Source organism: Singulisphaera chitinilytica, assembly GCF_049331405.1.
Classification (GTDB): Bacteria; Planctomycetota; Planctomycetia; order Isosphaerales; family Isosphaeraceae; genus PoT.
The window spans coordinates 7,043,776-7,069,868 of record NZ_CP186274.1 but is presented as its reverse complement, the minus strand read 5'-3'; the positions used below and the strand labels follow the sequence as shown (position 1 = coordinate 7,069,868).

General features: G+C 62.9%; 21 protein-coding genes. 10 read left to right on the top strand and 11 right to left on the bottom strand.

From position 1 onward, the window contains the following. Positions 1 to 26: 26 nt before the first annotated feature. On the bottom strand, positions 27 to 752 hold the full coding sequence (locus tag ACOYYX_RS27685) for an MgtC/SapB family protein (RefSeq protein WP_422925732.1): 726 nt from the start codon (positions 750 to 752) through the stop codon (positions 27 to 29). Positions 753 to 1,129: 377 nt separating this feature from the next. On the opposite strand from ACOYYX_RS27685, the gene ACOYYX_RS27680 reads away from it, so the two are divergent. The 5 genes from ACOYYX_RS27680 to ACOYYX_RS27660 all read left to right on the top strand — a co-directional run bounded on the left by ACOYYX_RS27680 (position 1,130) and on the right by ACOYYX_RS27660 (position 5,163). Beyond that, positions 1,130 to 1,696, top strand: a complete 567-nt coding sequence (locus ACOYYX_RS27680; protein ID WP_422925730.1) for a DNA-3-methyladenine glycosylase I — start codon at positions 1,130 to 1,132, stop codon at positions 1,694 to 1,696. Positions 1,697 to 1,821: 125 nt separating this feature from the next. Beyond that, positions 1,822 to 2,052 (top strand): hypothetical protein, encoded by a 231-nt coding sequence (locus ACOYYX_RS27675; protein ID WP_422925728.1) that lies wholly within the window; start codon positions 1,822 to 1,824, stop codon positions 2,050 to 2,052. Positions 2,053 to 2,309: 257 nt separating this feature from the next. Further along, a complete protein-coding gene (locus tag ACOYYX_RS27670) occupies positions 2,310 to 3,308 on the top strand; it encodes an esterase/lipase family protein (RefSeq protein WP_422925726.1) in 999 nt (332 codons plus the stop codon). Positions 3,309 to 3,520: 212 nt separating this feature from the next. Further along, entirely contained in the window at positions 3,521 to 4,537 is a 1,017-nt protein-coding gene (locus ACOYYX_RS27665; RefSeq protein ID WP_422925724.1) for a DUF1559 domain-containing protein, read from the top strand. Positions 4,538 to 4,689: 152 nt separating this feature from the next. Beyond that, on the top strand, positions 4,690 to 5,163 hold the full coding sequence (locus ACOYYX_RS27660) for a hypothetical protein (protein WP_422925723.1): 474 nt from the start codon (positions 4,690 to 4,692) through the stop codon (positions 5,161 to 5,163). 66 nt (positions 5,164 to 5,229) lie between these two features. Here ACOYYX_RS27660 and ACOYYX_RS27655 read toward each other — a convergent pair whose 3' ends face one another. The 7 genes from ACOYYX_RS27655 to ACOYYX_RS27625 all read right to left on the bottom strand — a co-directional run bounded on the left by ACOYYX_RS27655 (position 5,230) and on the right by ACOYYX_RS27625 (position 14,491). Continuing rightward, the gene (locus ACOYYX_RS27655; protein WP_422925721.1) at positions 5,230 to 6,087 is read right to left on the bottom strand and encodes a ThuA domain-containing protein; all 858 of its coding nucleotides are present in this window, start codon (positions 6,085 to 6,087) and stop codon (positions 5,230 to 5,232) included. Between the two features lie 211 nt (positions 6,088 to 6,298). Next, entirely contained in the window at positions 6,299 to 7,264 is a 966-nt protein-coding gene (locus ACOYYX_RS27650; RefSeq protein ID WP_422925719.1) for a sugar phosphate isomerase/epimerase family protein, read from the bottom strand. A gap of 97 nt (positions 7,265 to 7,361) precedes the next feature. Next, the gene (locus ACOYYX_RS27645; protein ID WP_422925717.1) at positions 7,362 to 8,768 is read right to left on the bottom strand and encodes a ThuA domain-containing protein; all 1,407 of its coding nucleotides are present in this window, start codon (positions 8,766 to 8,768) and stop codon (positions 7,362 to 7,364) included. Positions 8,769 to 8,830: 62 nt separating this feature from the next. Next, positions 8,831 to 10,372 carry a Gfo/Idh/MocA family protein gene (locus ACOYYX_RS27640; protein WP_422925715.1) on the bottom strand — a complete coding sequence of 514 codons (1,542 nt, stop codon included), beginning with the start codon at positions 10,370 to 10,372 and terminating at the stop codon, positions 8,831 to 8,833. A 50-nt stretch (positions 10,373 to 10,422) separates the two neighbouring features. Then, complete coding sequence (locus ACOYYX_RS27635) at positions 10,423 to 11,178, bottom strand: 3-keto-disaccharide hydrolase (RefSeq protein ID WP_422925713.1); 756 nt, start codon at positions 11,176 to 11,178, stop codon at positions 10,423 to 10,425. 201 nt (positions 11,179 to 11,379) lie between these two features. Next, positions 11,380 to 13,404: a primary-amine oxidase gene (locus ACOYYX_RS27630; protein WP_422925711.1), complete on the bottom strand. Its 2,025-nt coding sequence runs from the start codon at positions 13,402 to 13,404 to the stop codon at positions 11,380 to 11,382. A gap of 298 nt (positions 13,405 to 13,702) precedes the next feature. Beyond that, positions 13,703 to 14,491 carry a helix-turn-helix domain-containing protein gene (locus ACOYYX_RS27625; protein ID WP_422925709.1) on the bottom strand — a complete coding sequence of 263 codons (789 nt, stop codon included), beginning with the start codon at positions 14,489 to 14,491 and terminating at the stop codon, positions 13,703 to 13,705. Positions 14,492 to 14,863: 372 nt separating this feature from the next. Between ACOYYX_RS27625 and ACOYYX_RS27620 the strand changes: the two genes are divergently transcribed. The 4 genes from ACOYYX_RS27620 to ACOYYX_RS27605 all read left to right on the top strand — a co-directional run bounded on the left by ACOYYX_RS27620 (position 14,864) and on the right by ACOYYX_RS27605 (position 19,919). Next, positions 14,864 to 15,457 carry a hypothetical protein gene (locus ACOYYX_RS27620; RefSeq protein WP_422925707.1) on the top strand — a complete coding sequence of 198 codons (594 nt, stop codon included), beginning with the start codon at positions 14,864 to 14,866 and terminating at the stop codon, positions 15,455 to 15,457. After that, the gene (fabF, locus tag ACOYYX_RS27615; protein WP_422925705.1) at positions 15,454 to 16,719 is read left to right on the top strand and encodes a beta-ketoacyl-ACP synthase II; all 1,266 of its coding nucleotides are present in this window, start codon (positions 15,454 to 15,456) and stop codon (positions 16,717 to 16,719) included. Before ACOYYX_RS27620 ends, fabF begins: the two co-directional genes overlap by 4 nt. Positions 16,720 to 16,844: 125 nt before the next feature. Further along, positions 16,845 to 17,474, top strand: a complete 630-nt coding sequence (locus tag ACOYYX_RS27610) for a TetR/AcrR family transcriptional regulator (RefSeq protein ID WP_422925703.1) — start codon at positions 16,845 to 16,847, stop codon at positions 17,472 to 17,474. 258 nt (positions 17,475 to 17,732) lie between these two features. Further along, complete coding sequence (locus ACOYYX_RS27605; RefSeq protein WP_422925702.1) at positions 17,733 to 19,919, top strand: glycogen debranching protein; 2,187 nt, start codon at positions 17,733 to 17,735, stop codon at positions 19,917 to 19,919. Between the two features lie 117 nt (positions 19,920 to 20,036). On the opposite strand, the gene ACOYYX_RS27600 is transcribed toward ACOYYX_RS27605, so the two are convergent. The 3 genes from ACOYYX_RS27600 to ACOYYX_RS27590 form a co-directional block, all read right to left on the bottom strand. Beyond that, positions 20,037 to 20,243, bottom strand: coding sequence for a hypothetical protein (locus ACOYYX_RS27600; RefSeq protein ID WP_422925700.1), 207 nt, complete (start codon positions 20,241 to 20,243; stop codon positions 20,037 to 20,039). 129 nt (positions 20,244 to 20,372) lie between these two features. After that, positions 20,373 to 21,929 (bottom strand): sulfatase family protein, encoded by a 1,557-nt coding sequence (locus ACOYYX_RS27595; RefSeq protein ID WP_422925698.1) that lies wholly within the window; start codon positions 21,927 to 21,929, stop codon positions 20,373 to 20,375. Between the two features lie 131 nt (positions 21,930 to 22,060). Then, entirely contained in the window at positions 22,061 to 23,743 is a 1,683-nt protein-coding gene (locus ACOYYX_RS27590; protein ID WP_422925696.1) for a sigma-70 family RNA polymerase sigma factor, read from the bottom strand. A gap of 1,686 nt (positions 23,744 to 25,429) precedes the next feature. Between ACOYYX_RS27590 and ACOYYX_RS27585 the strand changes: the two genes are divergently transcribed. After that, positions 25,430 to 25,699 carry a hypothetical protein gene (locus ACOYYX_RS27585; protein ID WP_422925694.1) on the top strand — a complete coding sequence of 90 codons (270 nt, stop codon included), beginning with the start codon at positions 25,430 to 25,432 and terminating at the stop codon, positions 25,697 to 25,699. The last annotated feature ends 394 nt before the right edge of the window (positions 25,700 to 26,093 follow it).

Below are 26,093 nucleotides of genomic sequence, written 5' to 3'. Positions count from 1 at the left end.
GCAAATATGTTCGCGAGGCCCAATACTCAGGGCTTGCACACATGATCCACCAGGCCTTCGGGTGTCCATTCGAGGCTGAGGACTTCGGGAAGTTCGGCAAGTTGCTTGATGACCGGGGGATGGAGAGGATCCTTCGATCGGGATGGCCAGCGGACCTCGCAAACGAGGGTCCAGCGCTTCTCGGTCATCTCGTAGCGAACCGCCGATGACGAGACCGTAAAGCCACCGTCGTGCATCCGCTGAAAGACGACCTCTTCGGCGGGTCCGTCGAAGGTCGCGGTTAACACCAAGGTTCCCTTGCGGTCGCGCGGGATCCAGGCTTCGAAGTGTTTGAGGGTCGTCAGGACGAGCATCCCGAGGGCGAGCGTGACACACCCCAGCCCGATCTGACCGGCGCCGAAGCAGAGCCCCATGGTGGTCACGAACCAGAGCGTCGCCGCGGTCGTGACCCCAAGGACCACGTCGCCTTTCTTGAGGATGGCGCCTCCGCCGATGAATCCCATCCCCGTTAGGATGCCCAGGGGAAGACGCATCAGGTCGAGCGAGACGAACGAGTCGGCGGGCTTTCCTGCCATCGAGAGGAGCAGGTTCACCTGGATCATCGAGACCGCCGCGGCCAGGCAAACGAGCATCGTCGTCCGGAGCCCGGCCGGTCGTCCATGCTCGCCTCGATTCAATCCCACCAGACCGCCCGCAATAGCGGTGAGAATGAGCCGCAGCAGAATCTCCTGCCATCCGAGATGAACCGCCATGCTTTTCTCCTGGCTGATTCCAAGGCGAGACGAAATAGGGCATTGCCGACACGGTAAGGGTAGAGATCGCGTCGACGACGCCCCGGTGACACCACATTGTCAGATGCCAACGGCCCCTCGTGAAGGATCGTATGGGCCGCGGCGAGGCGCTCCAGTCCCTTAGTTTCGTCAACGAGTGGCATGCCGGATCACCCGTTCTATTCGCCCTAGCAGAGCCTGAACGACGAAATGAACCCGGCGAAGGGCAGGGCGGGGCTTGACCGAGTTGACCGCCCAAACGTCTTGACGGATTTGACCGCGATTCGATCATTCTCGTGGTCGCGACGATCGGAAGGCCACGACGGCCCGAAGACAGATCTCGCGGTGGAGGCCGAGTCATGCCGAAGGAATTAGGCCGCTGTGCCTGGGCCGAGAGCCATGAACTGCTGCTCGACTATCACGACAAGGAATGGGGCGTACCCGAGCGCGACAGTCGTGCACTCTGGGAGAAGCTCATCCTGGACGGCTTCCAGGCGGGGCTCTCGTGGCTGACGATCCTGAAGAAGCGCGAGGCCTTCCGCGAAGCGTTCCAGGGATTCGACCCCGAGGTCGTATCGCGGTATGGGCCGGCCGACGTCGACCGCCTCCTCGAGAACCCGGGCATCATCCGGTCACGAGCCAAGATCGAGGCGACGATCGGCAACGCCCGCTCTTACCTCGCAATGGCGGAGGAGGGGGTCGACTTCTCGACGTTCGTCTGGTCGCTAGCCGGCGGAACTCCGATCGAGAACACGACGGGGATCGTCCCGGCGAAGACGGAGCTCTCCGAAGAAATGTCGCGTGCGTTGAAGAAACGCGGCTTCAAATTCGTCGGCCCGGTCATCGTTTATGCCTGGATGCAAGCGACCGGCATCGTCAACGACCATACCCCGGGTTGCTTCCGCAAGAAGCCGAAAAAGTCTTGAGGTTGACGGTTCGCTCGGGCTATCCGAGGACTGCGTCGGCACAAATCGGATTTGGCGAAGGAGCCCAACTGGCTGAAGCGATCAGGCTACCGAATAACCTCGGAACGGAAGAGGCCCCGGCGACGATGGACGACTTCATGGCGGTGCTTCGGCGTGAATTCGAGGCAGACGAGGGCTCGTTCCTGCTCACGCTCAGGGTCCAACTGGAGTGGGAGAGAGCGTCGTTCTCGAGGCTCGTCCGCGCCATGGAACTCTGCGCAATGGCGTACGAGGGGCGAGGAGACATCGAACAGTGGGTGGCCAACGGGTTCTGGTACATGGAGCAGTTCGTTCCGGACTGGTCGAGCTCGGACTGACTCTCCGTCTCGCCTAGATGTGTAGGGCCGCGAACACAGGGCTTGATCCCATCCTTGCCCCATCCGGGAGATCCGCAATTTCCCTTCGGGAGATGGGCCGAGGACGTTGGTGAGGACTTCACTCACCTTTGCGGGTCACTAAAATTTGATGATGGCGGACGACCATTGACATGTCGACAAGGTCGCCGAGTGATCGGCATGGAGTCGCTCGAATGAGCCGGCATCGGGTTTCGCGATGGGTTGCTGCGTGGATGGTCATGACGGTCACTGCCCCTGCAGCCCGGGCGCAGGCGCCCCCGGCCGCGTTGAACGCGAACGAACCGATCAAGGCGACGGCGTCGACCATCTCCGACCTGGCTCGATATGAGTCCACCGGGCTCTCGCTATTACATCCTTACACACCGGGGAAAATCCCGGTGGTCTTCGTGCACGGGCTGTGGTCGAGCCCCTGGTCCTGGGACCGCATGATCAAGGCCCTGGAAACCGACGACGAGCTCAACGGCCGCTATCAGTTCTGGACCTTCGGCTACGCCACGGGGGATCCCATCCCGTACTCGGCCTCGCTGCTCAGGCACAACCTGGAAGAGGCGAGGCGGAGGTTCGACCCCCAGAACTCCGACCCGGCCTTTGCCCGCATGGTCATCGTGGGCCACAGCATGGGCGGACTGCTGAGCAAGATGATGGTCGTCGACAGCGGCGATCGGCTCTGGCACATGATCAGCGACCGGAAGTTCGAGGAACTGTCCGCCGACGCCAGCGATCGCGACATCTTCAGGCAGGCGGTCATCTTCCGGCCTCGTCCCGAGATCCGGAGGGTCGTCTTCATCGCGACGCCGCACCAGGGGAGCCACGTCGATCGCGGCTCTCTGCAACGGATCGGCACTCGCCTCGTGCGACTGCCCGACCCCTTGAGGTCCGTGCATCACAGGCTGATCGCCCGCAACGACAAGGAGTTCTTCAAGGAGCATTTCAGGAAAGGGCTCCCGACCAGCATCGACGAGCTCGAGTGGGGATCTCCGATCCTCAAGGGCTTGCACGGCCTGAACGTCGCCGCGACGGTCAAGGCGCACTCGATCATCGCGGTTCGAAAGGGCCAGCAGGCTTCAGACGCCACCGACGGCCTCGTCACCTACGCGAGCGCCCACCTCGAAGGCGTGGAGTCGGAGAGGGTCGTCACCGCAGCCCATCTCTGCCAGGACCATCCGGAGGTCATCCACGAGGTCCGACGCATCCTCGTGGAACACGAAATCCCCTGAAATTCAGATGACTCTCCGCCAACGATCCGTACATCCAAAAATTCACGAACGAGGGAGTGATCGGATTTCGATATCCCGACCATCATCATCGAAACTTCTCGATTCGCTCACGTCAGCCTCACCTGAATGGGCATACTGATCACAGAATTTGCTGTCTTGATCATCCATTACCCCCCATCAGGACCGGACGCTACGGAATGATTCGCCGCGACATGCCCCCCCGTGCCGCTTTTACCCTCATCGAATTGCTGGTCGTCATCGCGATCATCGCCGTCTTGATCGCCCTGCTTCTGCCCGCAGTGCAGAGCGCCCGCGAGGCTGCCCGTCGTGCCCAGTGCACGAACAACCTGAAGCAGGTGGGTCTCGGCCTCCACAACTTCGAGAGCGCCAACGGCTTCTTCCCCCCGTCGGGGATCCGAGGTTCCGGCATCTGCCAGCCGATGAACATCAACGTGAATCCCGATGGGACGATCCTGCCCAGCGGCCAGCGTGCCTCGAGCTACGTCTTCACCCACATCCTGCCCTACATGGAGCAGGTGAATCTCTACAACAGCTACAACGTCAAGCAGGACTTCCGGAAGTCGCAGAACTCCACGGCCGTCGTGACCCTGATCCCGACGCTCCTCTGCCCGTCGTCGGCCAACAGCGAGAAGTTCCACACGTTCGATGACGCCAACGGCGACGCCGTGGCCTCCGGCGGCCCCTTCACGAACGTGCGGACCGCCACCTCGGACTACGCCATCAGCAACGGTATCGAGGCCCTGCTCGCGGCCACCGACATGGTCGACCTCAAGGACGCCGGCCAGTACTCCATGCTCCGCAACGTGACGGGGGGCGAGCCCAACAACGTGACCTACCACTCGCAGGTCACGGACGGGCTGTCGAACACGATCATGATGAGCGAGGACGCCGGCCGGCCGCACATCTATCGCTCGGGCGGTCGCAGGGATACCTCGGTCATCCCTGGCGAAGGCTCCGCGGGGGGCTGGGCCGACTACGACACCGGGTACACCCTGCACAGCTTCACGCTGGATGGCTCGAAGAACCCCGGGCCTTGCTTCACGAGCTGCTACAACGGCAACGAGGACTACTCGTTCCACCCCGGCGGCGGCAACTACCTGATGGGCGACGGCTCCGTCCGCTTCATCAAGAGCACGACGAGCATCCGGATCTACGTGCGGCTTCTCACCCGAGGTATGGGCGAAGTCCTCTCCTCCGACCAGTTCTGACGAATCCACATCCTCGCTCGTTGACGACGAAGACCCATCGTCGTCAACGGGCGTCCCCACGTCCGCGTCCTCCAGTGCCATCGAGGCATTCGAGGACGCGTTCTCCACTCGGGGACAATTCCGCAATCACCCCATTCGGACGGACATCCACCATGCTTCGACGCTGGATTGCCTACTCGTCGGCCGCGATCGCAGGCCTCTGCCTCTCGGCCTGCGGCAACGATTCGGACGGCTACCGCTTCAAGGTCTTCCCCGCGGTGGGGAAGGTCGTCTACAAGGGGAAGCCCCTCCCCAGGGCCTTCGTGCGTTTCCACCCGACCGACCCGGCGAAGGTCCAGCTTCCCGATGGCCAGACGGGCCTGCCCGTGCTGCTCACGACCGAGACCGACGAGAAAGGCAAGTTCTCGCATAGCACGTACGTAGCCGATGACGGCGTCCCAGCCGGCGACTACGCCGTGACGGTGATGACGACCCTGCCTTCCCGGGATGTCGAGAACTCCGACGGCCCCGCGCAACCGCCCCCTCGCGCGGCGATGCCGAGCAAGACCTACCGCGACCCCGCCAAAACGCCCCTCAAGGCGACGGTCAAGGAAGGCGTGAACGAGTTCACATTCGAGCTCGAGTGAACTCTCAACCCTCTCGCGATCAGAGCATGACAACCCTATCACGAGAGGGTGGCTGGATGGGTTCCCTTACTTGCTTTCCGCCGGTGAAGGGGCCAGGGCAGCCTTGAGGTCCTTGGGGCGAGGCGTGGCGTCGCCGGGGATCATTCCCATGGACCATTGCACCGTCTCGAGCCACATCTTCTGGATCTCGGGGCGGTCCCAGACCTCGAGGCAATGACCTAGGCCGTTATAGAGAACGCGCCCTTTGCCGTAGTTGCGCGCCCAGACCACGGCAAAATCCCTGTCCTTGCGCTTCACGCCCTTCTTAGTCAGGTCTACCTTGCTCGCATCCAGGCTCAGGAGGACTCGCACGTTGTCGCGTGAGAAATCCTTCATTTGGTAGATCTCGTCCTTGAAGTGGAACTGCGTCGGCAGGTGGCCCATGCCGGGAAAGTTCGAGTCCTCGACGACGAACGGGGCGTCGAATTGCCCCCAAGGGTGGCCGTCGAAATAGCCGCCGATCATCCGGCCGTAGTCGGGCCAGCCGAGGAAAGTGATCGTCGCGCTGTGGATCCCGATGAAGCCCTTGCCGTCGTCATGGATGAAGGAGAGCAGGTCCGCCTTCTGCGACTCATCCATGTCGAGGTTGCCGTCGGTGAAGAAGACGACGGCGTCGAAGTCGTTGAGGTTCTTCGCCTCCCACTTGAGCGGCTTCTTGGTGATCGCGGTGCAGTCGGTGCGGAAGTAGGTATTCCACTTCCCCGAGCTCTTCCCGAGCTCGTAGAGCGTGACCATCGCGGCCGAAATCGACTCATGCTGATACCCCTTGCTCTGGCCGATCACCAGCAGGTTCCGCTTCTTCTCCTCGGCGCGCGTCGAGTTGTTCAGGACGGAGAACGTGACCAGGGCCAGGGCGAGGATCCGGAACGTGGATTTCGTATTCATGGACCATCTCCCAAAATCACGGGTGAGTTGACCTGGAAGTGCCTCGCATGAGTGCCGGGAGAAGAGGGGGAGTGGCACTCTCGATTCGATGGGATTTCTGCGAGAGATGCGGGCCAGTGCAGGGCTGACCCGAGTTGGCCATGTGGCCGATTTCCTAGGTGGCCGCCGCCGGCCAAGCCGACGGCGACCTCGAGATTCTCAGAGCCTCGGATTACTTCGCGGCGGCGCCGACGAGGGTCTCGGCCTCGATCAGTTCCTTCATGAAGCGGGCGGCGAGGCGGGCCTGCTCGTGGGCGTAGCTGATGTCGACCGTCTCGCCGTTGATGACGGGGAGCTGGTGGCAGAGCTCGTAGCCGATGTAGCCGTTGTAGTTGATCTCGTTCATGGCGCGGACGAAGTCGCGGTAGTACTGGTTCGTCTCCTCACCGATGACGCCGTCGTTCCGCTCGAAGCCGCGGATTGAGCCGTCGGAGAGTTCCTCGAACTCGCCGCCGAAGTGGGTGAGTGCCTGCAACGAACCGACCGCCAGGGCTCCTTCGCGGATCCCGGCGCTGCTGCGATCCGGCATGAGCGGGGCGTCGAGGCAGAGCTTCAAGTGGGGCGAGTCGACCTCCTTGACCATGCGGAGGAGGTCGTTGTGGTCGTTGATGAGCGGCTTGTGGTTCTGCAGGGAGAGGGTGATCCCGGCGTCGCCGGCGTAGCGGGCGCTCTCGATGAGGGCCTCGCGGCACCAGTCCCAGATCTCCTCGGTGGAGAACTTCTCGTGGACGATCGGCCAGTAACCTTCGGCGATGTCGTACGTGGCCAACTGGGGATGACGGGTCACGCCCCACCAGGCGAGGAAGACGCGCAAGGTCGGGGCGCCGAGGTCGGCCGTCATGCGGATCAGCTCCTTGGTGAAGCAGATCTGCGACTCGCGGACCTCGGGGACCGGGTTGCTGAAGTCGTTGTTGGCCGCGACCGCGTAGATCTCGAGCCCTTCGCCCTCGGCGGTCGCTCGTAGTTCCTGGCAGCGGGCCTTGGGCCAGTCGAGCGGGTTGCCGTGGGGACGCTTGCCGTCGATCTCGATCCCGTCGTAGCCGAATTCCTTGGCCTTCTTGATCATCTGAGGCAGCGTAAGTTCCTGGCCGCGATACCAGAGGCCCAGGTAGGTGATGCTGTAGAGTCCAACCTTCATCGATCGTTCCTTTCTCGCCCGGCCAGGGGTCTGGTGGGCGTGATGCGTCACTTTTGGAAAAAGCCAAATCCGTTGAATTCAGCCGATCACGCGTTGGTCACTGACTCTTGCCCGAGGCCCAGAGGATGGCGTTGTGCACGAGCCTCCGGTAGGTCGGGTTGGCGAACGCCGTGTGTCCGTGCCCGAGCTGGATCGCCACGACCTTGAACTTCGGGTCGGGGCCGATCCAGGCGACGACGGGCGTGCTGTTCGGGTTCTCGGTCGTGAGGAGCGGGCGGACCTTCGGCGAGATGTACATCCTCCCGTACGACTCGTCGACGATATGGAAGGGGGCGATCCCGGCCAGGATCGGATGCGTCTCGTCCTTGGGCGTGACGAACATATGCTCACCGTCCTTGACGGAGGAGCTCGGCGTGGTCCCCTCGCGGGCCAGGCGATAGCTCCCGCCGACGACGTCCTGATACCACCAGGTCCACTTCTGGTAGTTCAGCAGGGCGTGATGGAGAACCACCACGCCGCCGCCGCTCTCCACGAAGTCGCGGAGGTTCTTCTTTCCGTTGTCGTCGAGGTCGCGGGTGAAGTCATACATGATGAGCACGTCGTACTTGCCGCGCAGGTCCTTCTGGAAGGCCGTGGCGCTCGCGATCACCGGCAGCCAGTTCAGGTCCTTGTACCCGTCGAAGAGCGAGTAGAAGGCCGTCTCGTGGTCATGCCCGCCGTTGATCACCATGCCCCTGATGGCGTCGGGACTCTTCGGTGGCGCGGGGTTGTCGACGGGCAGTGTGACGTTCCCCGTCGCCGCCCATTCCGTGCCGCGAGCCAGCACCGTCTTGAAGGCACTCTCGTGCATCCCGGCCGCCCCCTTGCCGAGTGCCGTGGCGAAGACGCGTCCCTTGCCGAGCTCGGAGGCGATGAGGACGGGCTCGCCTTCACCACCTGCCGTCGTCGCGGAATCGACCGCGTAAGCAAGAGCCTTGGCTTTGGGCGAGAGGCTCAGGCCCCGGCAGAAAGCGTCGGCGACCTGGATTTCAGGCCTCAGCCCCCTGACGATCGGATGTTCATCCTTGCCGAGCTTGACGGTGAAGAAGTGCGTCGGCGTCAGAGTGGGGCTCGCTCCCGAGACCGGCAGGAGGCCGTGAGTCGATCCCGACTTCGGCTTCGAGAGCAGGGCCGATTGCGTAAGCACCAGCCCTTTGCCCGACTCGACGAACGAGGCAATCGCCTTCTCGGCCTCGCCCCCCGCCGTCGTGACACCGGAGTCGTCCACTACCACATCAATGCCGGCAAGACTTTGAGCCGAGAGCCCTGAGGGGACCTCGCAGACGCGAACGTCGAACCGCCCGGTCTCGCCGAGGATGCGGCGGACCAAGGGGGTCGTCTCGCGCCAGTCGTGCTCACCCTGGCCCGACAGGACGAGGACCTTAACCGTCCCTTCGGCGGCTTGCGCCGGCGTCGAGGCGCCAACGACCGCGATCAATCCCAGCAACCCGAACGTCCGATTCATCCACGAGATCATTGGTCTCGATCCCCCATCCGATCCAGGTGGCTTTGCAACGAGCCGCAGTTTCAGACGCCCCAACCCGGGCGATACTCCGGCCGGACCATGGCCTTCGCCGCGTCGGAGCCGGTGAGGGTCATGCTCGAGGAATCCCAACCCACGCGTTCGCCCGTGCGGAGTGAGATGTTCCCGAGGTGGAGCGCCTCGGTGACCTTCGACGAGAAGACGAAGTTGGCCCCGGTGCGGAGCTTGTCGTCGTGGATGGCGTCGAGCCACTCTCGCTCGTTGCCGGGAGAGCGGGGGAGGGTCTTGGGAGGCTCGACGAATGTCTTTCGACTGGCGGTCGGGAAGAGTTCCATCTTGCCGCCGTTGAAGTCGCAGAGGAGCGTCCCCTTCGAGCCGATGAAGATCAGGCCCTCGGAGGGCAAGCGGCGATCCCCCTCGATCTCCCTGGGCTTCTTGGGCTTGAGGCCGCCGTCGTACCAGGTCAGTCGCACGGGGGGCTTCGAATCTCGCGCGGCGAAGTCGAGATGGATCACCGACGCCTTGGGGAAGGTCTCCGGGAACCTGGCATCGGTCTCGCTCTCGGCCGCGATCGGGGCTGAGAGCTTGAGGGCGCGATAGACGCTGTCGAGGCTGTAGCAGCCCATGTCGCCGAAGGCTCCGCAGCCGAAGTCGGCCCATCCTCTCCAGACGAAGTGGAGGTAAGCGGGGTTGAACGGGCGTTCGGGCGAGGGGCCGAGCCAGAGGTCCCAATCGATCCCCTCCGGGACTGGGGCCGTCTCGCTGGGCCGGTTCAGGCCCTGGGGCCAGGAAGGGCGGTTGGTCCAGTTGAGGACGCGGGTGATGTCACCGATGATTCCCGCGTCGATGCACTCGATGAGGCGCCGGGTATCCTCGGAGGCCTGGCGGGTCACGGCGACCTGCGTGGCGACGTTCGCTTGTTCGGCGGCCTTCGCCATGAGCCGGGCCGCATGCAGCGAGTGGGCCATCGGCTTCTGGCAGTAGACGTGCTTCCCTCGCTTCAACGCCGCGAGGGCGGCGGGGGCGTGATGGACGTCGGTCGTGCCGACGACCACGGCATCGACGTCCTTCTCCTTGTCCAGCAGTTCGCGATAGTCGGCATAGGCCGAGCAGCTTCGGGCCGAGCCTGAACGCTGGCCGCGGGCGTTGTAGGCGTCGACGATCTTCTGGGCCGGCTCGCGCCCCGCGACCCCCGCCGGGGCGCTGAAGGTCGGGGTGAGGGGCAGCATCGGGGCGTTGGGGCTGAGCCACTCCCAGCCGGAGTTCGTGCCCATGATCTTGCGGACGTGGTTGCAGAACTCGCTGCGGCTCCACTGGTGGTAGTTCGCCGCCGACTTGACCGGGTCGCTGACCGCCACCGCCTGGAGGTCGGGGTGTTGCAGGAAGTCGAACATGACCCGCAACCCTTGCGAGCCGACCCCGAGGAAGGCGACGTTGATCCGGCTGTTGGCGGCGACGGCGCCCCCCCGGCCGAGGACATGACTCGGCACGATCGTGAACGTCGCGGCCGCCGCCGCACCGGCGAGGAAGCCTCGCCGGGAGACCGGAGCCGTGCTCGTCGCTTTCTGGCTTTCCGTCGTGTTCATGACCGAGGGGACCTCCACCAAAACTCGAGGGCGGAACCAACTCGAGATACTTACTTGCTCAATTCCTTGATGTAGATATTCTTGAACTGGACGAGGCTGGGGGGGCCGCTCCACTCGCCCTTCTTGTTCTTGCCGCCGTGGTGCTGGAGGGCGAGCTTGCCGATGGCGGGGAGGTCGGGGACGGTGGCCGAGGGGACCACGAGCTTGCCGTTCAGCTCGACGCTGACGGTCTTGCCTTTGACGGTGATCTCGAAGTGATTCCACTCGCCGACCGGCTTGTCGGCCTGGAACTTAGGCGTCACCGCCGCGCGGACTTCGGGCAGGGTCTTGGGGTCCATGCGGACGCTGTACATCTCGCCCGAGCCGATCGGCCAGCACCAGATGTTGACCTGATAGTGGCCGTCGCCGCGGAGGTAGACGCCGGAGTCGGCGTCGGGCAGGGCCAGCTTCAGCTCCTTGCCGTGGATGTCCTTGGCGTGGGTCCCGTTCGGCAGGATGTACGGGATGTTCTTGTTGATGAACGGGGCTTCCTTGATCCGCCAGTCCAGTTTCAGGACGAAGTCGGTGTATTCCTTCTCGCTCCAGAGGGTCTTGTCCCCCTTGGCCTCGCTGAGGGCGTCGTAGTCGATGATCCCGTCGACGACCTTCCAGTGGCCGTTGTCCCCTTCGGGCACCTTCCAGCCGGTGAAATCCTTGCCGTTGAAGAGGGGGGTGAATCCCTCGGGCGTCTCGACCTCGCCAGCCCAGGCCAGGGAGACGGTGAGGAGGCTGACCGCCGAAAGGACCAATGCGTTTCGCTTCAACATGGGTGGGTTCCCGAAGTGCTCGAGTCGTACATCCGAGAATGCGATGGTCGGAATACTACCGGCGCCCTGGGGCCGAAGATTGCTCCCCAGCGGCAGGATTTGTGACAGAAACGGCAAAGCCCCGGCTGTCAGGCTGGGGCAGGCCACATGCCCATGGGACCAGCAGATCCCTTGAAATCCAGGGCCAAGCACGCCTCGACCTCACATCCCCGACGGAGGAGGGGGCACGTCGAGCGACGGATTGGCGTTGAAGAAGCCGTCGGGCCGGAGGAGGAACCCGGCCGAGCTGACGGGCATCACCGGCCAGTCCTCGATCCGGGGGATGTGCGTCTGGCCGAACGTGTACCAGAGGACGAGGTCGGTGTCGGCGATGTCGCGGTTGTCCTTGGTCCAACGGGGCAAGCCGTCGTCGCCGGGGTGCTGGTTCGGGTAGTCGCCGCTCGGGTAGCGTTCCTCATTGCGGAAGGGGGTCACCCAGAGGTTCTTGGTGACGAAGGCCGCCCGCTTGAGGATCGCCGAGCCGGGGCGGGCGTAGGGCAGGGTGTTCTCGGTCGGGCAGAGGCGATAGCCGACGGGGCCGCCCAGCTCGTTCTTGCGGGCGTTGTTGACGATCCGCCAGAAGCGGGACGAGAGCAGGTTCGTGTTGCGCTGGGCGTTCGCCTCCTTCGTCAGCGGGGTCGTCTCGGTGTCGAAGGCGTTGTCGAAAGGATTGTCGGGCCCCGAGGGAACGCTCCGAGTGTTGACCTCCTGGACGGTGTTGGCCTCGCCGTCGACGTCGAGGTCGATTCGGGCGTTGAAGAAGTGCTGATGGAACGGGGCGTTCAGGCGAGGGGCGACCTCGGTGCCGAACCGGGCGGTCTCTCCCGGCTTGAGGGCCTGGGTATTCATGATCCCGGTGAGCTTCACTTCCATCTGGATCGTGCCATCCTGATAGAAGTACCAGTAGAATCCATAGTCGTAGTTGCCGACGTTGGCGATCATCGACACAGCCAGCCGGCGCGAGCGCCGCACCTCCGATTGATTGGTACGCCAGTCGGTATGCTTCCAGAGGAGCCCGAAATCCTCCTCGTGCAGGCAGATCGCGTTCTTGATCGTGATCAGCCGCCCTTTGCTGTCGGTCATATGGCCGTCGAAGTATCGGATCGTCCCCAGGCAGTCGCAGCCCAGGGCCAGGGAATTGGCCAGCATGCCCACGCCGTACTCGCCGAGGTCGAAGGCATTCTTGCGGTAGGCCGAAACCTTGGGATCGGCGTAGGGGACGACCATCTCGGCGATCGAGGCACGATAGAAGACCGGCCGACCGTCGTAAGAGGCGGTGTAGAGGACAAGTCCCTCGCGAGGGTTGAACCCGACCCGGAGCGCCCACTTCTGCCACTGGATTTCGTTGCCATTCTGCGAGAAGCTCGGGCCGTCCGGCTGCGAAACCTCATACGACTTGAGGTCGCCTCGAACCGTGGGGATCGAGGGACGGGCCCAGTTCCCGGCCTTCGGGGGCAGGGGGACGACGCCGTGGTCCTCGATCCGGAGCACTTCCTTGCGATTCAGGTCCACGACCGCCACGACCCCTTCGATGGGCCGGGCATAACCGTTATCCTGCGGGTCGGAGCGGACCCAGCTCAGCGATCGGACGAGGCGCTTCCCCTTGTCGGATTCGGGCTCGTTGCCGTAATGGCCGGCCGACCAGGCGTCGACCATGACGAGGCTCATGTCCGTGACCCCGCGTTTCTTGAGGGCCGCCTGGAACTCCGGCGACTTCCGCACGGCCTCCTCGCACTCGGAGAACTCGTCGAGCGTGATCGAGGGCTGGACAGCGTCGGGCAGGGCCTCGAACTTTGTCACCGCCTTCGTGCCGAGGTTGACGACCGCCTCGTACCCCTTACCCGTCGCGTTGTCCAGCAGGACGAGGAATGCCTCGCGGGCGATCGAATTCCCCTGATGAGGGTGGAGGACGAGCCCCTTCGCCGGCTCTTTCAGTGTGACGGTCACGAACTTATACGTGTCGGCGAGTTGCTTCCCCTTGCGGACGATACTCACCGCACCCTGGATCTCATCGGCGTCGAGAGAATCCAGGGCATGCCGGGCCGGGGTCTTGTCTGCGTGGTTGGCAGCATGTTGGGCGTGGTCGACCGCCTGGGCGCGGAGCGTGGAGTACGCATCGACGAGCGCCAAGAACGACGGGAGGAGGCCGGCCATACAAACCCTGACGATGGCACTCGCGTTCCGCATGGAGGTACTCCTCGGAGGTTGATTCAACAAGCGGCAGCAGATGGTTGTGGCGAGATCGTTTGAACGAACTGCAACTTCGAATAGAGCGGTGCCGCCGCCGATCGGCCGGGGAGAGGGCGTCGACCAGCAGGAATTGTCGAATGAGTCGACGAATGTCGATCCGAAACGAGAGCGTGAGCCGCGACGAGGGGTCGGTCGCCAAGCCTGATTTCAACAGGTCGTGAGGAGTGGACGACTCGGCGTAGCCTATCCCCTTCGGGATTTCTACGGCTGCAAGATACTGCGTGAAATGCCCGGATTATTGCTTAACAGCGGCAGGATTTGTGACAGGAGCGGCGTCGACGATCCCGCGCACATAGTGGTCGCGGTAATCTCGTGGGGTCCTGCCGAAGTGCCGGCGGAACTCGCGCGTGAAGTGGCTCTGATCCGAGAAACCGCAGCTCAACGCCACGTCGGCCAGCGGCTCGTTCGTGTACACGAGGGCCCGGCTAGCCATGCGCATCTGCAACTTGCGCAGGTACTTCTGCGGAGTGAGGTGGAAGTTGTTGTGAAACTTCCGCTCGAAGGCCCGCACCGACATATGCGCCAGCTTCGCCAACTTCTCGTTCGAGATCGGCGTGTGGTAGTGGTCTCGCATGTACGCGAGCACCGGGCCGAACTCGGTGCCCGGGACGATATCCTGCCTCGGCGTGTTGAGCCGCCTCGTGATCCCGGCCGTACCGATGATCTCGCCGTCCGGTCCGTATAGAGGGATCTTGTTCGTGACGTTCCAGACTGCGTGACCGTCGGGCTGGCCGACGAGTTCGATCCGATTGACGATCCTTTTGCCTTCGTGAACCTGCTCGTCATCGAGCCGGAACTGGTCGGCGAGGAAGGCGGGTGACAGGTCGTAATCCGTCTTCCCCACGATTTCCGCCGAATCGGCCAGGGCCTGGGCCTGATCGCGGCGATCGTCCAGGGCGAAGTTGATCAGGAAGGCCCGGTTGACCCAGCAATAACACCCGCGTCGGTCCTTGACCCAGACGAGCACGTCTTCCAGGCAATCGAACAGGGCGGCCAACTGGAGCAGTTGCTGATGTTCGGTCATCGAGGGCAGCCCTGGTTCCGACCACAACGGCATTCGAGGATTTCAGCTTCGTCACCCGCTCTCCGAAGTCAAGCGTTTACCGTCGAGAAACGGCACAAGCCCTCCCAGCCAGGCACGATGCGATGGCAAGTTCAAACCGTCCAGACCCTCGGATCAGATCGCCGAAGCTCCTCGACCCTTGATTAAAATTACGATCGAAATACAATTTCGAGTCGCCCAGGAATCGGTCCCGAGACGCTCCGACACCTCGAAATGCAACACCCTCGCTTCGGACAAATCCGCGGCAAATCCTCTTGATGGATGTCGATGTGAGTGGCCGGTAATTCGCGACGTAGCGTCGGCGAACCGTGCCGCAGAAAGAAGGCTTTCCCGATGGATCCCTCGATCACCCTGCTGTCGAAGGAGCTCGATTTCACGCGCCAACTCGTGCTCGAGGCGGTCGCGGATCTCTCGCCTCGAGAGCTCTTGAGGCCGATGCACGGGCCGTTCCGGAGCGTCGCTCGGTTGCTCGGGATGGTGACGGTGGCGGACAGGGCCGCGCTCGTTCATCTCGACGCGGGGGAGTTGCCCGAGGTCCCATATGGGTTCGAGGCCCGCTTCGCCCCCTGGGGAATCGGCGATGACGAGGACATCGCGGAGTGGGACGTATCCTTGCCCTCCCTTTACGCCAGGCACAGGACGGACCTCATCCACGCGACGGAGTCGCTCGAGCCAGGGCAACTCGACGCTCGCCTGGAAGTCGAGGAGGCCTGGGACGAGGACGGGCTCTTCCGGTTCGGAACACTCGGGGAGATGGTGCTGTCGCTCTCCGGTTACACGTCGTTCCTCATGGGCGAGTTCATGATCGCCCGCCTTGCGCTGGGGAAGGCCCCGGTCAAGGGGCTCCTCGAGCGGGAACTCGAGCGATTCCAGCAGGCAGCCCGACCCGACGAGCGGAAAACATTAGGCAGGGAGAATCAGGGATGAGTGCCTCGAGGGGCAGAGAGTGGCGGCGCGTGGTTGTGACGGGCCTGGGCACGATCAACCCGCTCGGCAACGACGTCCACGCGTTCTGGGATGGGCTCACGGCCGGGCGCAGTGGGATCGGAATGATCGAGCAGTTCGACGTCTCCGCCTTCCCCGTCCGGATCGCCGGCGAGGTGAAAGGCTTCGACCCCTCGAAATTGCCGGATCCCCGCGCGGCAAGGAGGATGGATCGATTCTCGCAGTTCGCAGTCCACGCGGCGGTGGAGGCCGTCAAGGACAGCGGCCTCGACCTCTCGACGGGCGACCCCTTCCGCCACGGGGTGATCCTCGGTTGCAGCATCGGAGGCCTGAACGAGTTCGAGGACGGCCACGAGGCGTACATGAAGGGGGGCCCTCGTCGCATCAGTCCGTTCGTCATCCCCAAGATGATGCCCAACGCCGGGCCGGCCAGCGTTGCCATCCAGTTCGGCCTCCAGGGGCCGAGTGCCGCGGTGGCCTCTGCGTGTGCCTCGGCGGCCGACGCCATCGCCGACGCCTTCCGCGCCGTGCAGCGGGGCGAGGCCGACGTCATGCTCACCGGAGGCTCCGACGCCACGATCACGGTCATGGGCCTCGGCGGGTTCATCGCCGCGCGGGCCCTGTCGGCTCGCAACGAGTCGCCCCAGGAGGCGAGCCGCCCGTTCGACCGCGACCGCGACGGATTCGTCCTCAGCGAAGGGGCCGGGATCCTCGTCCTCGAAGACCTGGAGCACGCCCGGAAGCGAGGAGCCCGCATCTACGCCGAGGTCCTCGGCTGCGGCCGCACGAACGACGCCTACGGCATCGCCGCTCCCCATCCCGACGGCCGAGGCGCGGTGCAGGCCATGCGCAATGCCCTGCATGACGCAGGCCTCCCGCGCGATGAGGTCGATTACATCAACGCCCACGCCACGAGTACATCGCTCGGCGACGAGGTCGAGACCCGGGCGATTAAAGAGGTCTTCGGCGATGAGGCCTATCGGATTTCCGTCAGCAGCACGAAGGGCATGACGGGCCACCTCTGCGGCGCCAGCGCCGCGATCGAGTTCATCGCCTGCGTGCTCGCCATCGGCCGCGGGGTTATCCCCCCCACGATCAACTACGAGACGCCCGACCCGGCGTGCGACCTCGACTACGTCCCGAATGTCGCCCGCGAGACGAAGGTCAGGACCGCCCTCTCAACGAGCTTCGGCTTCGGAGGCCACAACTCCTGCCTCATCGTGGGCGATTACGACGGCCGTTGAGACGGTTCAAGCCCCATCCCGCTCAACTTCCGACCGGCATCATCTTGACGGACGGACCAGCCCGGAGAAACTCAAGCTAGACGAAAAGGCCATCGCAACCGGCGTCGATTGCTCGAGGAGCCCCCATGCGTTATCCCCCCGGACACAAGGCGAAGACGCGTGAGAAGATCCTCGAGGCGGCGGGGCGAGTCTTCCGTCGCCAGGGCTATCACGCGACGGGCGTGGACGGAGTGATGGAGGAGGCGGGCTTGACCGCGGGGGGCTTCTACGCCCACTTCGCCTCGAAGCAGGCCTTGCTCGCCGAGCTCTTCGAGTACTTCCGCGGCCAGTTCAACATCAAAGCCGATGACCAGGCCACGAGGACTGACGTCCGCAAGGACCTCGATGCATTCGTCACCCGCTACCTCGGGGACGTCCACCTCCAGAAGATCGAGGAAGGCTGCCCGCTCGCCGCCTTGCTCTCAGAGGTCTGCCGATCGGACGACTCGGTCAAGAAAGGGTTCGAGGCGATGGTCCTCGACTTCCAACGCCTGGCGACGACGCAAGGGCCCGACGGCCAACCTGCCTTCAACGAAGAGCAGGCCCTCGCCACGCTGGCCCTCTGCGTCGGAGGCATCGGCCTCGCGAGGTCCGTCCAGGATGGAGAACTTGCGGGCAAGATCCTGGAGTCTTGCAAGCAGGCGGCCCAATCCATCCTCGATCGCGGCGAGACGCCCGGATTCAAAGCGAAGCCGGAGCGCAAATCGACGGCATAAGCACAGACGCCAAGCACCTCGCGTCCCCTCCAAATACGGAAAACCCTTGATCGTTCGCCGAGGAAATGGGACGTTCTAGGAGAGCGGCGCAATCGGATGAAGGAGCCGCCGAAGTCCTCACATCCTCAGCCCGATGCCTGGCTTCGGCCGTCTCCCACGCAGCCAGCCTCAGGGATCTCGCCGAATCACCGGCGAGTCGACGGCCCCGGGGAATCCGCCGCTCGGAATCGGAACCCGCGCGAGGGATTGATGAGCCAGATGCCCGATGCCCGTCCGAACCCTTCCCCAGCCACCGCGAAGAGCCCGCAAAACGGGGATGAGAGCTTCGCGACTCAAGCTTCGGGCAGGAGCGTCGCGAGCTCGTCCGAGCCCGGTCCTTACGCGTTCGGCAACAAGCCGATCTCGATCGTGCGCGGGAACCCGTTGCCCCTGGGGGCGAGCCTGACCCCGCACGGGGTCAACTTCTCGCTTGTCTGCCGCCATGGGACTTCCGTCAGCCTCGTCCTCTCCGAGCCTTGCAGCGGCGAGATCGAGGCGGAGGTCCCCCTCGATCCCAGGAACCACCGCACCGGGGACCACTGGCACGTCCAGGTGGACGGCCTCCCCAACGAGTTCTGTTACGGCTATCGCGTCGACGGCCCGAAAGGCAACGGCAACTGCTACGACCCGAGCCACATCCTCCTCAACCCGATCTCGCACTCCCTCTCCTGCGGCCGACCCTGGGGAGACCCCTCGAAGCAGCCCCGACGGAGCCTCCTGAATCGGTCAATGATGGACCTCCAGGGGGACAGCCACCCGGGCATTCCCCGCGAGGATTCGATCATCTATGAGCTTCACGTGCGAGGCTTCACGGTCGATCCGTCGTCGGGAGTCCATCGACCAGGGACCTTCGCGGGCCTGATCGAGAAGATCCCGTATTTGAAGGATCTGGGCATCACGGCCGTGGAATTGATGCCCATCGACGAGTTCGACGAAAACGACTGCCCTTACGTGAATCCATACACGGGCGAGAGGCTCAAGAACTTCTGGGGATACAACCCCATCACCTACGCCGCACCCAAGGCGGCCTATTCCAGCAATCCCGAGCGATCGCAGCCCTGGGACGAGTTCCGCCAGATGGTCCGGGCCTTTCATAACGCGGGGATCGAAGTCATCCTCGACATCGTCATGAACCACACCGCAGAAAGCGGCGAAAACGGCCCGACCTACAGCTTCCGAGGCCTCGACAACAGCCTGTATTACATCCTGAATGAACGAGGGGAGTACCTCAACTTTTCCGGATGCGGGAATAGCGTCAACAGCAACCATCCCATCGTCCGCGAGTTGCTCCTGTCCTGCCTCCGCAACTGGCTGGCAGAGGGGGGGGTGGATGGCTTTCGCTTCGACCTCGCCTCGGTCCTGGGCCGCGACCGCCGCGGGAATCTCATGATCCAGCCCCCCGTGATCGAGCAGATTTCCGAGGACTCGCTCCTCTCCGGGGCCAAGCTGATCGCCGAACCCTGGGATCTCGGGACGTACCAGCTCGGCCACTTCCCGGGCGGAGCCCGATGGTCGGCCTGGAACAACCGATTCCGCGACGAAGTCAGACGCTTCTGGCGCGGAGACCCGGGAATGACCCCGGACCTGGCTAGCCGGGTCTGCGGCAGCGAGGACATCTTCCCGGGCATGAGCCCGCTCATGTCCCTCAACTTCATCACCTGCCACGACGGGTTCACGCTCTGCGACGTCGTCTCTTACAACGAGAAGCACAACGAGGCCAACGGCGAGAGCAACCGCGATGGTGTCAACGACAATTACAGTTGGAACTGCGGCGTCGAAGGGCCTACCAAAGATCCCGAGATCCTCGCTCTGAGGAGCCGCCAGGCACGCAACCTGATCGCCACCTTGCTCGTCTCCCAGGGTGTGCCGATGCTCCTCGGCGGTGACGAACTCCTCCGCACTCAGAACGGCAACAACAATGCCTGGTGTCAGGACAACGCCACGGGTTGGGTCGACTGGTCACTGGCCGAGACGAACGAAGGCTTTCTCAGATTCGTCAGGCAGCTAATCGCCCTCCGACGAAACCATCCCGCCCTCCGTCGAAAGACGTTCTTCAATGGGGCTAAATTCGGCCGCCTGCCCGACATTAGCTGGCACGGAGTCGAGCCATGCCAACCCGACTTCTCGCACAATAGCCATGCCCTGGCATTCGCCCTCGATGGTCGCCGCGTGGATCGCCCGGGCGTGATCGACCGGGATTTCTACTTCGCCTTCAATGCCTATTGGGAGCCACTGATCTTCCGGATCCCGGCCTCGCCGACCGGCCGAATTTGGCACCGCGTCGTCGATACCTCCTTACCATCGCCCGAAGATGCCATGGAGCCCGATCAAGGGCCGAACATCCCGGTTCTGCACCCTTACAAAGTCGAGGCCCGCTCGCTCGTGATCCTCGTTTCAGAGGCTTGAATCCCGACGGACCTTGATAACTGGGCTTGAAACCCAAAAGGGCGAGCCCCGAGGTATACCTCGGGGCTCGCCCTTGTTCGTGAAATCATCGCGAGTGGCGAAGTCTAGCGGCCGGGATCAATGGCGACCCGACTGCTGATTGCCGCGTCCGATGTCGACCATGCGTTCCCGGATGGATGGCCCGGAGTTCTGGGCCTGCCGGCTCTCTTCAGCTTCCCGCAGTTGCTCGGCGGCGACATCCCGGCTCATTCCGCTCTGGGGATCGCGGTCGAAGTTCGAGTTCGACTCGGGCTTCTGTCCCGAGGTGTTGTTGTGATTCGACATGGGTCGTTCCTCCAGGTGACTGGGATCTTACCCAGGGGTTCATCATCGTCTCCTCGAACCTCAACCACGCAATCGGCGAGCCAAGACACGGAACAAATCCAAGTATCTGGCGGCGTACAAATCGGCTCGTCATTTCCCGTTGCGAGCGGACCCGGTCTTTTTACGGACGCCATCCAGGAGGCTCTGGAGATCTCGAACTCGTTCGGGGAAGCGTTCGGCCAGGTTCGTCGTCTCGCTCAGATCCTCGTCGAGGTTATAGAGTTGGGGCACACTGTCGTTGCCCGTCTCGGTGTTCGTGGACGCATTCTTGCGCGGGCCTTTCCCGGGCTCGATGTACTTCCAAGGCCCGCTCCGGACCGAGAGCACGCCGGCCTGCTCGATGAGGAATTCTCGTCCCTTGGGGGATTCGTTGAGCAGGGAAGCGAGCACATCCTGACTGTCGGGTGCATCCCCGTCTTTCAGGCTCTGCCCGGTCAGAGCGGCGAAAGACGCGAGGAGGTCGATCTGGCAGACGAGAGCATTGGAAACGCCCGGCTTCACGCGGGCAGGCCAACGCACGAGGAACGGAACGCGAGTGCCGGCCTCGAAGGCGCTATACTTGCCGCCGCGAAGCGGGCCCGAAGGCCGATGCCCGTTGAGTTTCTCGATCGCCCCGTCCTGATAGCCGTCATCCACGACAGGGCCGTTGTCACTCGTGAAGATGACCAGGGTCTCTTTTGCGATCCCCAGTTCATCGAGCGACTTGAGGATCTCGCCGACGCTCCAGTCGAGCTCGGCAATGACATCACCGCGCGGACCCATTCCGGTCAACCCGACAAAGCGAGCGTGCGGCACGCGGGGGACGTGGACGTCGTGAAGGGCGTAGTAAAGGAAGAAGGGCTTGTCGGCGCTCTCTCGAATCGTCTGCGTCGCCTTCCGCGTCAGGACGTCGGCCATGTCCTCGTCGACCCAGCGAGCCGAGTTCCCCCCGGTCATGTAGCCGATGCGGCTGATGCCATTGACAATCGTCTGGTTGTGCCCGTGACTCGGGTGGACCTTCAGCAGTTCGGGATTCGCCACGCCCGAGGGACCATCGCCGATCGGCTTGCCGTAGCTGACCCGGATCGGATCGTTGGGGTCGAGGCCGTCGACCTTGTGATCCTTAACGTACACGCAGGGGACTCGGTCTCCCGTGGCAGGGATGATGTAGGAGGAGTCGAAGCCAAGTTCGAGGGGCCCGGGCTTGATCTCGGTGTTCCAGTCAACCTCGCCATTGCCGAGACCGAGATGCCACTTGCCGATAACGCTGGTGGCATAACCCGCCTTATGCAGAATCGAGGCGAGCGTCGTCGTCTCTGTCGGGATGATCAGGCGAGCGTCACCAGGCAGGACGCCCGTCCCCTTGCGCCTCCAGGCGTACTGACCGGTCAACATGGCGAAGCGGGAAGGGGTGCAAGTCGCCGCGGCCGCGTGGGCATCGGTGAAGCGCACGCCTTCCCGGGCCAGTCGATCGAGGTTGGGGGTCTGGAGCTTCGTCGCCCCGTAACAGCCGACATCCCCGTATCCCAGGTCGTCGGCATAGATCAGCACGATGTTCGGGCGATCGGCGGCATGGACGCTCCATACGCCGGAGATAACGATGGAGCAAGAGGCGAAGAGGTATCCGAACCAACGGCAAGGCCTGCCAGGTCGAAGAGACTGAAGCATCGGAGGTCCAACACGAGGAGTAGGAGTCGCTGCCAACGGCGACGGTCGAGACGCCCGGAAGGTCCATTAACTAGGGCTCGACGATCGCGAAGGCAACCCCCTCCTCTCGTGCCGACTGGCTTCGACCCGGCTTACCCGGCGCTCTCCAGGAACCCGCGGAGTTGACCGCTGTGATCGGGGCGCTGGAGCTTCTTGACGGCCTTGGTCTCGATCTGGCGGATCCGCTCCCTCGTCACCTTGAAGATCCGGCCCACCTCTTCGAGCGTGTAGGTGAAGCCATCGTCGAGGCCGTAGCGGAGCTTGATGATCTCGCGCTCACGCTTGGTCAGCGACCGCAGCACCTGCTCGATCTTCTCCTTGAGCATGACGCGCGAGGCGGCCAGGACCGGGCTCTCGAACCCTTGATCCTCGATGAAGTCGCCGAACTCGTTGTCCTCGCTCTCGCCGACCGGCCGGTCCAGGGAGATCGGATGGCGGGAGATCTTCATGATCCTGCGCATCTCTTCGAGGGAGATGCCGGCCGCCTGCGCGGTCTGCTCGATGGTCGGCTCGCGGCCGAGCTCGTGATAGAGCTTCTTGGCGATGTTCCTCAGCTTGGACATCGTCTCGATCATGTGCACGGGGATGCGGATCGTGCGGGCCTGGTCGGAGATGGCCCGGGTGATCGCCTGGCGGATCCACCAGGTGGCATACGTGCTGAACTTGAAGCCGCGACGATATTCGTACTTGTCGACCGCCCGCATCAGGCCGGTGTTCCCCTCCTGGATCAGGTCCAGGAACGAGAGGCCGCGGTTCCGATACTTCTTAGCAATCGAGACGACCAACCGGAGGTTGCCGCCGGAGAGCTCGCGCCGAGCCTGCTCGTACTCGCGGAACCGGGCATTGATCGAGGCGACGCGGCGGCGGAGACTCCGGGGAGTCTCGAGCGTGATCCGCATCAACTGCTTGAGCTCGCGCCGCAACCGCTCCTGCTCGACTTCCTGGCCCGTACCACGGAGCGAGCGAAGGGCCGAGACGAGGAACGTCATCCGCTTGGAGATCTCATCGAGCCGCCCCATGAGCGGGCGGATCTTCTCGGTCCGGATCGCCAGTTCCTCGACGAGGTTGACGGTCTTGCGCCTGCGGTTCCTGAGGTCGATCAACAGGCCGCGACGCCGGACGATGTTGCGGTCGGCTACGTAGGTGCGGAAGTCCCTGATGTTGCACTCCATCAGGTGCTTCAGCGTGGCCATGTTCTGGGGCATCCGGCCCAGGACCTGGTCCTTCTCGTGGTTCTCGGTGGTCGAGACGACCATCGTCCGGTCGAAGGGCAGGGAGCCCGACTGGACCTTCTCCAGGAGGTCATAGACCGAGGCCATCACGAAGTGGCATTCCAGCAGCTTCCTGCGGAGCTTATTGCGGGAGAGCTCGATCCGCTTGGCGATCGCGATCTCCTGGTCCCGGCTCAGGAGCGGGATGCCGCCCATCTGAGTCAGATACATGCGCACCGGGTCGTCGATCCAGCGCGAGACCTCGTCGAGGTCCTCGGACGTCAGTTCGCCATCGTCTTCATCCTCGGCATCCGCGTCGAAATCCTCTTCGGCGACATCATCGTCGTCGATCTCGCCCGTGGCGAGGAGTCGCGTCTCGGCCTCTTCGTCGTTCACGAGGTCGATGCCGAGCTCATCCAGGGTTTCCAACAGTTCGGCCGTCTTGTCGGGGTCGGGTGGAGTCCCCTGGTCTTGCAAACGCTCGCTGATCTGACCGAACGTCAAGAACCCTCGACGCCTCCCTTGCTCGAGCAGACGCTTGAGCCCCTTTTCGATCATCGCCATCGACGAATCCCCCTCAGCGCAAGCCGTCCCAGGTTCTCAACAATTGTTCGCTTGGAGTCTCTTCTAAACAACCGACAAAATTTCATTAGGCGACGAAAGCCATCGATTTCTTAACTCCGCACCTCGTCACCCAAAACCAAAGACACGGGTGGAGTGTAAAAAAGCCACTGAATTCCCTGGACAGATCCGTCCACTTCAAGCGGAGCGGAGGTCTCAATGGACACGAAATCGCCGGGATTTCGCCGACAAACTTCCGAACCGAGACCCGCCGGGTAGGTCGAACCTGGCCAGGTCCTCCGGATACCTGCAAGGATCACGGCCAATCAAACAAGTCTAGGCCAGGTCAGCGACGGCGGCTCGCCGGGGTACGAAACGACTCAGGATTTCTGCCAGACTCGGGCCCATGACGTCGTATCTCGTCCGTCGCTGGACGATGCACGCTCGAATTCGCAGGCATCTCTCGAAGCGCCCCACCCCGTCTTACGCCCGGAGTCGAGGATCAGTTCGCAAAATTCCTAGGTGCCAACTCGTCGCGTTAGTTTTTGCGAATCCACAAGATCCGTCTGCGGCAATGCGTGCCCTGGAGACGAGCCGGATCTCGGGAAACCGACCACGCGAAAGGGGCTCACTTTGCAAAGTTGAGCCCTCATCGAGGGTTCGGCCGCGGGCCGATTCATCGGACCCACTCCATACTCTCCCTCTCAGAACTCCTTTAGACAAATCCAGGGGAGAAAATTCCTCAATTCAGGCATGTGCGGCCCTGACTGGGATTCCGCCAGCATCGAACCTTCACAATCCTCATGACAAAAGCAAGCCGGATGCCGCTTATTGGCATTCCGTCAACGACCTGAATCGCTGCGTCCGCCGCCGTCCCCCACTTGGGTATCTGTGATTCTACGCCTGAGAGCAAGCACGAGCCTTAAATTCATGCCTCAATCTAGATCATCCGAGCCCACCGACAGTTTTATAACTTCATGAGATCGGCCACGCTCGCGTTGCGTACTCGGCCTGGAGCCCGTGTTGGTGGCTCTACAAATCGTGGGGAGAACCCTGGACATTACCCGGGTGGAACCGGGCCATTTGATCCTTCCAACGGCGTGAAGAGGTGGAAGTAAGGGCCGTCGAATTCACGAGACGCAATGTGTCGACGAGCCGGGCGATTCAGGGCATAAGCCTCGCCTCGATCTAGCTTCGCCGGCGCGAACACATCTTCGATCCGTTGTCGAGCCTCGTGATTCGTCACTGTTTCACCTTGATCGCACGTTTGCCCGTCGACCAGGGTTTCATTTTAGGAATCAATTCTCAATTTGATTACCAATCAGTCATTTGGCGATCATGTCTTCTTGGCTGTCCCACCCAGGCGAGGTGCAGGGGGCGAATCGACCGAAGATCAGATGCGTACCGATTCGGTCTCGGGACGAAGAGGGCCAGGAGCCAGGCGTGTGACTCGCCAAGGCACGTGCATTACTGCAATCACTCGGATTTCATAGGACTTTCCAATCAGCGGCCCTGGGGTCTTTGGGCTGAGGCACTGCAATGATCTCATCACGAGGATTGGGAAAGATTTCGGACCCCAAAAAGTGCCGGATTGGACGGGTTTGACGCTCATCTTCTTCGGGCGTCCTCGACACGCTCCTCACGCTTGTCCAAGGCTGATGATTCATGGTTTCCGCAAGGAGTCTATCTTTGGGGAATGATACGGATTTCGACCCACCTCCCGAGGCAGGGAAGCTTCACACGCCCGAGGAGATCGCGGAACTTTGCGGGGGCCTGAGCCTCAAGAGCCTCAACGAACTCATTCGCAATGAGGGGTTCGAGACCACGTCCCTCGGTTATGCCCAGGCCTCGCGCAGAGGAGGACCTCGGCGTCGCCTCTGGGCCATGAATGACGCTCAACTGAAAGCCTTGCTCGCTCGCAGGGAACGACGGCGTTCCTCCTCCACCGGCCCGGCCTGACTCGCCGGCCTGGAAACCGAGTCCTGTTGCCGTATCGCCGCAACCCCGGGCTACGAGATCCAACACACGGATTTTTCGGATCTCTTCCTATCTCCCGGAAGATCCTTGAGATCGGCCCAGTTTCAACGCAAACGGCTGGCCTCAGAGCCCGCAACGACTCGACCGTGCGATGGAAACTGGAACGGAGCTCACGCTGTGGCTAACACACGTGGCTTTTGGGTGGGCAATTTTTTATCGTTTGGGAATGATCAGGGCGAGCTTTTCGACTTTGCACCGGATGGCCAGCACAATTTCTGACGCATGCGTATGAAGAACGGGAACCAGCAAATCGACACAATAGCTAAAATAGATAAAATGAAAAGCAGTCTCAGCTCAAACTAATCATTTAATCCGT

What these genes read in the sequence shown, in the direction of transcription:
- ACOYYX_RS27685 (WP_422925732.1), bottom strand. Translation starts at nt 752, where the DNA reads ATGGCGGTTCATCTCGGATGGCAGGAGATTCTGCTGCGGCTCATTCTC.
- ACOYYX_RS27680 (WP_422925730.1), top strand. Translation starts at nt 1,130, where the DNA reads ATGCCGAAGGAATTAGGCCGCTGTGCCTGGGCCGAGAGCCATGAACTG.
- ACOYYX_RS27675 (WP_422925728.1), top strand. Translation starts at nt 1,822, where the DNA reads ATGGACGACTTCATGGCGGTGCTTCGGCGTGAATTCGAGGCAGACGAG.
- ACOYYX_RS27670 (WP_422925726.1), top strand. Translation starts at nt 2,310, where the DNA reads ATGACGGTCACTGCCCCTGCAGCCCGGGCGCAGGCGCCCCCGGCCGCG.
- ACOYYX_RS27665 (WP_422925724.1), top strand. Translation starts at nt 3,521, where the DNA reads ATGCCCCCCCGTGCCGCTTTTACCCTCATCGAATTGCTGGTCGTCATC.
- ACOYYX_RS27660 (WP_422925723.1), top strand. Translation starts at nt 4,690, where the DNA reads ATGCTTCGACGCTGGATTGCCTACTCGTCGGCCGCGATCGCAGGCCTC.
- ACOYYX_RS27655 (WP_422925721.1), bottom strand. Translation starts at nt 6,087, where the DNA reads ATGAATACGAAATCCACGTTCCGGATCCTCGCCCTGGCCCTGGTCACG.
- ACOYYX_RS27650 (WP_422925719.1), bottom strand. Translation starts at nt 7,264, where the DNA reads ATGAAGGTTGGACTCTACAGCATCACCTACCTGGGCCTCTGGTATCGC.
- ACOYYX_RS27645 (WP_422925717.1), bottom strand. Translation starts at nt 8,768, where the DNA reads ATGAATCGGACGTTCGGGTTGCTGGGATTGATCGCGGTCGTTGGCGCC.
- ACOYYX_RS27640 (WP_422925715.1), bottom strand. Translation starts at nt 10,372, where the DNA reads ATGAACACGACGGAAAGCCAGAAAGCGACGAGCACGGCTCCGGTCTCC.
- ACOYYX_RS27635 (WP_422925713.1), bottom strand. Translation starts at nt 11,178, where the DNA reads ATGTTGAAGCGAAACGCATTGGTCCTTTCGGCGGTCAGCCTCCTCACC.
- ACOYYX_RS27630 (WP_422925711.1), bottom strand. Translation starts at nt 13,404, where the DNA reads ATGCGGAACGCGAGTGCCATCGTCAGGGTTTGTATGGCCGGCCTCCTC.
- ACOYYX_RS27625 (WP_422925709.1), bottom strand. Translation starts at nt 14,491, where the DNA reads ATGACCGAACATCAGCAACTGCTCCAGTTGGCCGCCCTGTTCGATTGC.
- ACOYYX_RS27620 (WP_422925707.1), top strand. Translation starts at nt 14,864, where the DNA reads ATGGATCCCTCGATCACCCTGCTGTCGAAGGAGCTCGATTTCACGCGC.
- fabF (WP_422925705.1), top strand. Translation starts at nt 15,454, where the DNA reads ATGAGTGCCTCGAGGGGCAGAGAGTGGCGGCGCGTGGTTGTGACGGGC.
- ACOYYX_RS27610 (WP_422925703.1), top strand. Translation starts at nt 16,845, where the DNA reads ATGCGTTATCCCCCCGGACACAAGGCGAAGACGCGTGAGAAGATCCTC.
- ACOYYX_RS27605 (WP_422925702.1), top strand. Translation starts at nt 17,733, where the DNA reads ATGCCCGATGCCCGTCCGAACCCTTCCCCAGCCACCGCGAAGAGCCCG.
- ACOYYX_RS27600 (WP_422925700.1), bottom strand. Translation starts at nt 20,243, where the DNA reads ATGTCGAATCACAACAACACCTCGGGACAGAAGCCCGAGTCGAACTCG.
- ACOYYX_RS27595 (WP_422925698.1), bottom strand. Translation starts at nt 21,929, where the DNA reads ATGCTTCAGTCTCTTCGACCTGGCAGGCCTTGCCGTTGGTTCGGATAC.
- ACOYYX_RS27590 (WP_422925696.1), bottom strand. Translation starts at nt 23,743, where the DNA reads ATGGCGATGATCGAAAAGGGGCTCAAGCGTCTGCTCGAGCAAGGGAGG.